This window comes from Ralstonia sp. ASV6 (assembly GCF_016429285.1).
Classification (GTDB): Bacteria; Pseudomonadota; Gammaproteobacteria; order Burkholderiales; family Burkholderiaceae; genus Ralstonia; species Ralstonia flaminis.
In genome coordinates this window covers 1-7,175 of record NZ_JAELUI010000201.1, presented here as the reverse complement: position 1 = coordinate 7,175, position 7,175 = coordinate 1, and the positions used below count along the sequence as shown (strand labels likewise).

Below are 7,175 nucleotides of genomic sequence, written 5' to 3'. Positions count from 1 at the left end.
ATGAGACAGCGCCCAGCGCGTTCTCCCAGAAGATCCGCCGCGCGGTCGAGCGGCTGAACAGCCGCCCGTTGCTGGCCGAGATCAAGCGACAGCGCCCCGACGCCATCATCTGCACGCACTTCCTGCCAGCGGAGCTGCTCTCCCGAGAACTGCGCAAAGAGCGCCTGGACGTGCCGGTCTGGGTGCAGGTGACGGACTTCGATCTGCACAGCATGTGGATCGTGCCGAACATGCGCGGTTACTTCGCGGCCAATGAAGAGATTGCGTGGCGCATGCGCGAGCGCGGGCTGGCGGCCGATGCCGTGCACGTGAGCGGCATTCCCGTGATGCCGGCGTTCGGCAAGCCGCTTGACCGCTCTGCATGTGCGGCAGAGTTCGGTATCGACCCGAAGCGCAAAACCTTCCTGATGATGTCGGGAGGCGCCGGCCTGGGCGGCCTCGATGCCCTGGCCGAGCGGCTGCTGGGGATGGAAGGTGACTTCCAGCTTATCGCGCTGGCAGGCAAGAACCAGACGATGCTGGAAGCGCTGCAACGTGTTGCCCAGCGCCATCCGGGGCGCCTGTTCCCGCAGGGCTTCACGCATCAGGTGGAGCGCCTGATGGCCTGCGCCGACCTGGTCATCACCAAGCCGGGCGGTCTGACCACCTCCGAATGCCTGGCCATGCAGTTGCCGATGATCGTCAACTCGCCCATCCCCGGCCAGGAAGAGCGCAATGCCGACTTCCTGCTGGAGCAAGGCGTCGCACTCAAGGCCATCGACGATGCCGCGCTTGAATTCCGCATTCAAGCGTTGCTCAAGGAGCCGGATCGACTGACGGCGATGCGGCACAAGATTGCGCCCCTGGGTCGTCCAAACGCGGGGCAGTTCGTGCTCGACCGGGTGCTGGACCTCACCGCACAAGCCCGCGCCGCATGAACGCCACCGACTTCATTCCACAACGCCGCACGCTGGCGCTGGTGGCCTGGGTGGTGCTGCTTGGCTTCTTCTTTGCGAACGTCGAGATCCAGATCGAAGGCAGCGCCGGCTGGGCCGCCAATCTGCCCACGTGGCGCATCGAAAAGCACTGGCTGCTCGATCTCTTCTGGGGCGGCCGCCCGATGACGGGCTACCACGCATGGGTGTTTCCGTTCGTGGCCCTGTTCTTCCACCTGCCGGTGGTCTTCAACGGCCAGTGGTCGTGGCGCATCGAGGCACGCATCATCGCCTGCATCATGGTCTTCTGGCTGGTGGAGGACTTCCTCTGGTTCGTGCTGAACCCCGCTTACGGCATCGCGAAGTTCACGCCTGCCAATGTGCCTTGGCATATCCACTGGGCGGCCTTTGCCCCAACCGACTACTGGACCATGAGCGCCGCGGCCGTCGTACTGTTCTTCCTCTCACGCACGCGCATCGTCGCGCGCTGACTTGCCCACCACCATGCGAATTCTCGCCCTTGCGGCCGCCGCGCTCCTGCTGACCAGCCACCTTCAACCGGCCCACGCAGACACCACGTCGCCCATCCAATCGTCGGCCAGCCGCCCGCTCCAGTGGGCGCAAAGCGTAGCGGACGCGCCGGTGAACAACCTGCACCGCATCACACCGTCGCTCTACCGCAGCGCGCAGCTTTCAAAGGGCGATGTCCCGCAGTTGCAGAAGCTCGGCATCAAGAAGGTCATCAGCTTCCGCGCCTTCCACTCAGACAGCGAGATCCTGGCGGGCAGCGGCATCACCATGCAACGCATTCCGATCAACACGTGGAACATCCGCGACGAAGACATGGTCACCGCGCTCAAGGCCCTGCACGAAGTCGAACGCGACGGCCCGGTGCTGATCCACTGCCAGCATGGTGCGGACCGCACGGGGCTGGTGTCGGCGCTGTATCGCGTGGTGTACCAGGGCTGGACGAAGGAGCAGGCACTGGATGAACTGCAGCACGGCGGATATGGCTTCCACTCGATCTGGCAGAACATCACGCGCTATCTGCAGCGTGTCGACATCCAGCAGCTGCGCCAGCAGGTCGAGGCGCAGGGCTAAGCCTCTCGCCGCATCAAGCCATGCTTGGCACACGCGTGGTCGCGGCCAGCTCGCCAATGTATTGCGCCAGCGAGCGCGGCGGCCGGCCGAGAATGGCGCGCAACGTCAGGCTATTGCCGCGCAGTCCGTGCTGCGCATAGTGCTTCTGGACATTCCCCAGCATCTGCAGCTGATGTGCGTCGAGCAGCTGCGCTGCACGCGCGGACCATTGCTCAAATGAAATCTCCACCGCCGCGATCTCACGGCCCAGCGCATCGCTGATGAGCCGGGCGATTTCACCGCGCGTTGGAGCCTCGTCGCTGCACAGCTCGAACGTGCCGTAGGCGAGGCGATCCGACGTCAGCGCAATGGCAGCCACTTCCGCCACGTCGCGATAGTCGACCCGCACCACGCGCGTCTGCGCCGGCAGCGGTTCGGCAAGGCGCCCCTGCGCGACGATGCCGTCCCAGCCGCGCGCCAGGTTCTGAAAAAAATTGGCCGGATGCAAGATCGTGTAGGCCATGCCAGACGCGTACAGCGCGCTTTCCACCGGCACCTTGACGACATGATTCTCCAACGATGTGTCGGTCGGCTGGATCACCGACGAGAACACGAAACGCCGCACGCCTGCACGTTTCGCCACATCGATCATGTTCAGGCCCATCTGCGTTTCTTCCGCCGCAAAGGCCGGACCGATGTAGAACACGCCATCCACGCCCGCCACCGCACGCTCCAGCGAAGCGACGTCGCGTAGGTCACCGATGGCGATCTCGGTGGCGCCACGCTGGCGTGCCTGCGCCGCGCCCCGCTCGTCCCGCACCAGACCGCGCACGCGCACGCCGCGCGCCACCAGTTCCGGCACGACCAGGCCAGCAAATTTCCCGGCCGCCCCTACCACCAATACCGTCTGCACCGACTTCGACATCACGCGCTCCTTGTTTAGCGAGAGAGATGCGTGCATCGTAGATTGCGTCATATCCTGAGAGAATATGGTTATTGACGAATACATCCTCCCGATAATCAGGAGAATTCATGGATCGCGCTGACGACATTGCCGTCTTCATCGCTGTGGTGGAGGCCGGCAGCCTGACCGCTGCAGCACGCCAGCTCGGGCGCTCACTACAAGCGGTCAGCCGCGCGTTGGCATTGCTGGAGCAGAGCATCGGCATCGCGCTGATCCGGCGTACCACACGCCGTTGCAGCCCGACCGAGGCCGGTATGGCGTTCTACCGTCGGGTGAAGCCCGCGTTTGCTGAAATCCACGAGGCTTGGGCCGAAGCCGCCGAACTGCGCGACGAACCGTCTGGCGTGCTGCGCATCAGCGCGCCGGTACTGTTCGCACCAACCTACCTCGTGCCCATCGTCGCGAAATTCATGGCGCGCCATCCGCGCGTGGAAGTCGACCTAGCCCTCACGGACGCCTTTGCCGATCTGATCGGGCAGGATCTGGACCTGGCGGTGCGCATCGGTGACCTGCCTGACTCGGACCTGAAGGCGCGGCGCCTGGGCGTGTTGCGGCGTGTGGTGTTTGGCACACCCGACTACTTCGCTCGACACGGTTATCCACAGCACCCGTCAGACCTTGCACAGCACGCATGCGTGGTACGGCCCGTCCCCGGACAAGAGAGCACCTGGCCGTTCCTGATCGACGGCAAGCTGCACCGTGTGAAGGTGGGTGGACGCTTTCGCGCAGATGCCAGCACTTCCGCCATCGAGGGTGTGGCGCAGGGGCTGGGCATCGGCTTCGGGCCGCTATGGCAAGTGCGTCACCTGCTGGATGCGGGGCGCATCGAGATCGTGCTGGTGCCGTTCGAGCCGCCGCCAACGCCCGTCCAACTCGTCTGGCACCCGACACGCACACCGCTGGCACGCACGCGCCTGTTTGCTGATTTTCTGGTCGATGCGCTGAAGGGTGAAGTTGGCCTGACAGCTTGAGAGCTTTCCGGCCATCAGCGCGTTTGCCCAGGGCGCCCTAAAATAACGCCTCTTTGCAGTTCTCCAGGTAGGAACCCCCATGCGAATGCTCCACACCATGCTGCGCGTCGGCGACATGCAGCGCTCGATCGACTTCTACACCAAGGTGCTCGGCATGCAACTGCTGCGCACCAGCGACAACCCGGAGTACAAGTACTCGCTGGCCTTCGTCGGCTACGGCCCGGAAGCCGGCAACACCGTCATCGAACTGACCTACAACTACGGCGTGAGCGAGTACGACCTCGGCACGGCGTTCGGCCACCTCGCCATCGAAGTCGACAACGCTGCGCAAGCCTGCGACCAGATCCGCAATGCCGGCGGCAAGGTCACGCGTGAGGCCGGCCCGGTCAAGGGCGGCAGCACCGTCATCGCGTTTGTGGAAGATCCGGATGGCTACAAGATCGAGCTGATCCAGGCACGCTCGATGCCCGATGGCAACCGCCACTGACGCGGTCCGCCGCCCATTGGACGGCACCGCCATCGGCCTGATGGTGGTGTTGTGCATGTGCTGGGGCTTCCAGCAGGTGGCCATCAAGGTCGCAACGCACGACGTCGGCCCGGTCATGCAGGCCGGCGTGCGTTCGACCATCGCCTCGGTGCTGGTGCTGGCGTTTGCGCTGTGGCGCGGCACATGCCTGTCGGTGCGCGATGGCACACTGCCCGGCGGGCTGATGGCGGGCCTCCTGTTCGGCGCCGAGTTCCTGTGCATCTTCATCGGTCTGGGCTACACCACAGCCTCGCGCATGGCGGTGTTTCTGTACACCGCGCCGATCTTTACCGCGCTCGGGCTGCACGTCTTCGTGGCGGGCGAACACCTGCGGCCGCGCCAGTGGATCGGCATCGGGATTGCATTTGCCGGGATCGTGCTCGCGTTTGCCGACGGCATGCTGCACCCAGCAGCCGGCCCATCGACGTCGTTTGGCGATGCGTTGGGTGTGGTGGCGGGCGCGCTATGGGGAGCAACGACCATCGTCGTGCGCGCGAGCAAGCTGTCGAATGCGCCGGCGGCAAAGACGCTGCTGTACCAGTTGGCCGTCTCCGCGGTATTGCTGATGGTGATGGCCGCGGGCACCGGCCAAGCCTTCACGGCCAACCTGACGCCAACCGCACTGGCCAGCCTTGCCTATCAGTCCGTGCTGATTGCGTTTTTCAGCTACCTGACGTGGTTCTGGTTGCTGCGCCGCTACCTGGCGTCGCGGTTATCGGTGTTCTCGTTCCTGACGCCGCTGTTTGGCGTGGCCTTTGGTGTACTGCTGCTGCACGAGCCGGTCGGCCTGCGCTTTGCGCTGGCTGCGGCGCTGGTGCTCTCGGGCATCCTGCTCGTCAATCTTCGGTAAGGTCTGTCGCGCTGCTGGCGATGCGGTTGGCCGGCAGCGCGTTCGCCACCGCCACAAAGTCCGCTATCGGCACTTCTTCTGCGCGACGACCCAGGTCGAAGCCCAGTGCCTCAAAATCGATCACGTCACGCAGCGCGCCCAGCGTGTTGCGCAGCACCTTGCGCCGCTGCGAAAACGCCATCGTCACCACCGTACCCAGCGCGCGCATGCCCACCGGCGCATAGGGCGATTTGTCCGCCGGCCACGGAATCATCCGCACCACGGCGGAATCCACTTTCGGCGGCGGGTTGAACGAGCCCGGCGGCACATCCAGCACCGGCTCCATGTAGTACCGCACCTGCAACATCACCGACAGCCGGCTGAACGCCTTGCTGCCCGGTTCGGCCACCATGCGGTCGACCACCTCTTTCTGCAGCATGAAGTGCTGATCGCGCACGCGGTCGGCAAACGTAGCCAGGTGAAACAGCAGCGGGCTGGAGATGTTGTACGGCAGGTTGCCGACAATGCGCAGCGGCCGGTCAGCCTCATGCAACGCACCAAAGTCGAAAGCCAGCGCGTCGCCCGCATGCACGATCAGCCGATCGCCAAAGCGCCGCTGCAGGCGCGCCACGAGGTCACGGTCCAACTCGACCACTTGCAATGTACGCACACGCTCCATGAGCGGCACGGTGAGCGCGCCCAGGCCGGGGCCAATTTCGACAAGCACGTCGTCGGGCTTCGGATCAATGGCCGCAACGATGGCGTGGATCACGCCGTCATCGACCAGGAAGTTCTGGCCAAAGCGCTTGCGGGCCTGATGCCCCTGGTGAACGCCGGTCGTGGATCGTGCCATCGCGAAACTCGAAATCAAAAAAGGTGAAAGCGGAAATCAGGAACGTGCTGCCCGAGAGGCATGCCGAGCCATGGCGATGGCGGTGTCGATCGCCTCGAGCATGCTGCCGAACTCGGCGCGGCCCGTGCCGGCCAGTGTCAACGCGGTGCCGTGGTCAACCGACGTGCGCACGAACGGCAAGCCCAGTGTGATGTTCACACCGTGGCCAAAGGTGCCGTACTTGAGCGGCGCCAAACCCTGGTCGTGATACATCGCCAGCACGCAATCGGCATCGGCCAGCAGGCGCGGCTGGAACAGCGTGTCGGCCGGATACGGGCCACGGGCATGGATGCCACGATCCAGCGCGCGGGCAATGGCAGGCTCGATCACATCGATTTCTTCGCGGCCGAGGTGGCCCGACTCGCCGGCATGCGGGTTCAACCCGGTCACGAGAATGCGCGGTGCGCTCAGCCCGAAGCGGGCGCGCAGGTCACGCTGCACGATGTCCAGCGTCTCGTCGAGCACGGCAGGCGTGATGGCATCCGGCACCTCGCGCAACGGCAGATGCGTGGTCGCCAGGGCCACGCGCAGCATCGCGTTGTTGTGCGCGGGCTGCGGACCGGCCAGCATCATCACCACACGCGGTGTGTGGCTGCGTTCGGCCAGGTATTCGGTATGGCCGGTGAAGGGCACACCGGCATCGTTGATGGTGCTCTTCTGCACCGGCGCCGTGACCATCGCGTCGTAGCGTGCACCATCCGCCGTGTCGTGCAGGCAGCCGTCGATGGCAGCGTCAAGCAGATCGAGCACGTAGCGCCCATTGGCCGCGTCAAGCACGCCCGCGCGCACCGGTGCGCCGAGCGGGCGCTCCACGATGGTCAGCGCCGTGGACGCCACGCGCCAGAAGTCGCCCTGGCCAATGGCATCGGCACGGGCTTGCAGCAACGCGGCATCACCGATCACGTGCCACTGCACATCGGCATAGCGCGACGATGTCTGCCGCGCCAGATGCAGCAGCGCTGCCACGGTAATGTCGGGACCGATGCCGGCGGGCTCGCC

9 protein-coding genes are annotated in these 7,175 nt (G+C 65.1%); 6 read left to right on the top strand and 3 right to left on the bottom strand.

Features of this window, described 5'->3' with window-relative positions; genetic code table 11:
- The 3 genes from JHD73_RS25430 to JHD73_RS25420 form a co-directional block, all read left to right on the top strand.
- Positions 1-917: glycosyltransferase (locus JHD73_RS25430; protein WP_199032943.1), on the top strand; the 917-nt coding region annotated here is incomplete at its 5' end.
- A complete protein-coding gene (locus JHD73_RS25425) occupies positions 914-1,405 on the top strand; it encodes a hypothetical protein (protein WP_199032942.1) in 492 nt (163 codons plus the stop codon). The genes JHD73_RS25430 and JHD73_RS25425, both read left to right, overlap by 4 nt.
- A 13-nt stretch (positions 1,406-1,418) precedes the next feature.
- Positions 1,419-2,015 carry a dual specificity protein phosphatase family protein gene (locus tag JHD73_RS25420; RefSeq protein ID WP_199032941.1) on the top strand — a complete coding sequence of 199 codons (597 nt, stop codon included), beginning with the start codon at positions 1,419-1,421 and terminating at the stop codon, positions 2,013-2,015.
- A gap of 13 nt (positions 2,016-2,028) precedes the next feature.
- On the opposite strand, the gene JHD73_RS25415 is transcribed toward JHD73_RS25420, so the two are convergent.
- Complete coding sequence (locus tag JHD73_RS25415; protein ID WP_199032940.1) at positions 2,029-2,919, bottom strand: NmrA/HSCARG family protein; 891 nt, start codon at positions 2,917-2,919, stop codon at positions 2,029-2,031.
- Between the two features lie 107 nt (positions 2,920-3,026).
- Between JHD73_RS25415 and JHD73_RS25410 the strand changes: the two genes are divergently transcribed.
- The 3 genes from JHD73_RS25410 (at position 3,027) to JHD73_RS25400 (ending at position 5,305) form a co-directional block, all read left to right on the top strand.
- A complete protein-coding gene (locus tag JHD73_RS25410; protein ID WP_199032939.1) occupies positions 3,027-3,929 on the top strand; it encodes a LysR family transcriptional regulator in 903 nt (300 codons plus the stop codon).
- A 79-nt stretch (positions 3,930-4,008) separates the two neighbouring features.
- Positions 4,009-4,416, top strand: a complete 408-nt coding sequence (gloA, locus tag JHD73_RS25405; protein WP_199032938.1) for a lactoylglutathione lyase — start codon at positions 4,009-4,011, stop codon at positions 4,414-4,416.
- Entirely contained in the window at positions 4,400-5,305 is a 906-nt protein-coding gene (locus tag JHD73_RS25400) for a DMT family transporter (RefSeq protein WP_199032937.1), read from the top strand. The genes gloA and JHD73_RS25400 overlap by 17 nt, the downstream gene beginning before the upstream one ends.
- Here JHD73_RS25400 and rsmA read toward each other — a convergent pair.
- Positions 5,292-6,137, bottom strand: a complete 846-nt coding sequence (gene rsmA, locus JHD73_RS25395; RefSeq protein ID WP_199032936.1) for a 16S rRNA (adenine(1518)-N(6)/adenine(1519)-N(6))-dimethyltransferase RsmA — start codon at positions 6,135-6,137, stop codon at positions 5,292-5,294. The genes JHD73_RS25400 and rsmA overlap by 14 nt on opposite strands.
- 36 nt (positions 6,138-6,173) lie before the next feature.
- The coding region (pdxA, locus tag JHD73_RS25390; protein ID WP_199032935.1) for a 4-hydroxythreonine-4-phosphate dehydrogenase PdxA at positions 6,174-7,175 on the bottom strand (1,002 nt) is incomplete at its 5' end.

Coding starts and splice junctions, on each gene's coding strand:
- JHD73_RS25425 (WP_199032942.1), top strand. CDS start 914: ATGAACGCCACCGACTTCATTCCACAACGCCGCACGCTGGCGCTGGTG.
- JHD73_RS25420 (WP_199032941.1), top strand. CDS start 1,419: ATGCGAATTCTCGCCCTTGCGGCCGCCGCGCTCCTGCTGACCAGCCAC.
- JHD73_RS25415 (WP_199032940.1), bottom strand. CDS start 2,919: ATGTCGAAGTCGGTGCAGACGGTATTGGTGGTAGGGGCGGCCGGGAAA.
- JHD73_RS25410 (WP_199032939.1), top strand. CDS start 3,027: ATGGATCGCGCTGACGACATTGCCGTCTTCATCGCTGTGGTGGAGGCC.
- gloA (WP_199032938.1), top strand. CDS start 4,009: ATGCGAATGCTCCACACCATGCTGCGCGTCGGCGACATGCAGCGCTCG.
- JHD73_RS25400 (WP_199032937.1), top strand. CDS start 4,400: ATGGCAACCGCCACTGACGCGGTCCGCCGCCCATTGGACGGCACCGCC.
- rsmA (WP_199032936.1), bottom strand. CDS start 6,137: ATGGCACGATCCACGACCGGCGTTCACCAGGGGCATCAGGCCCGCAAG.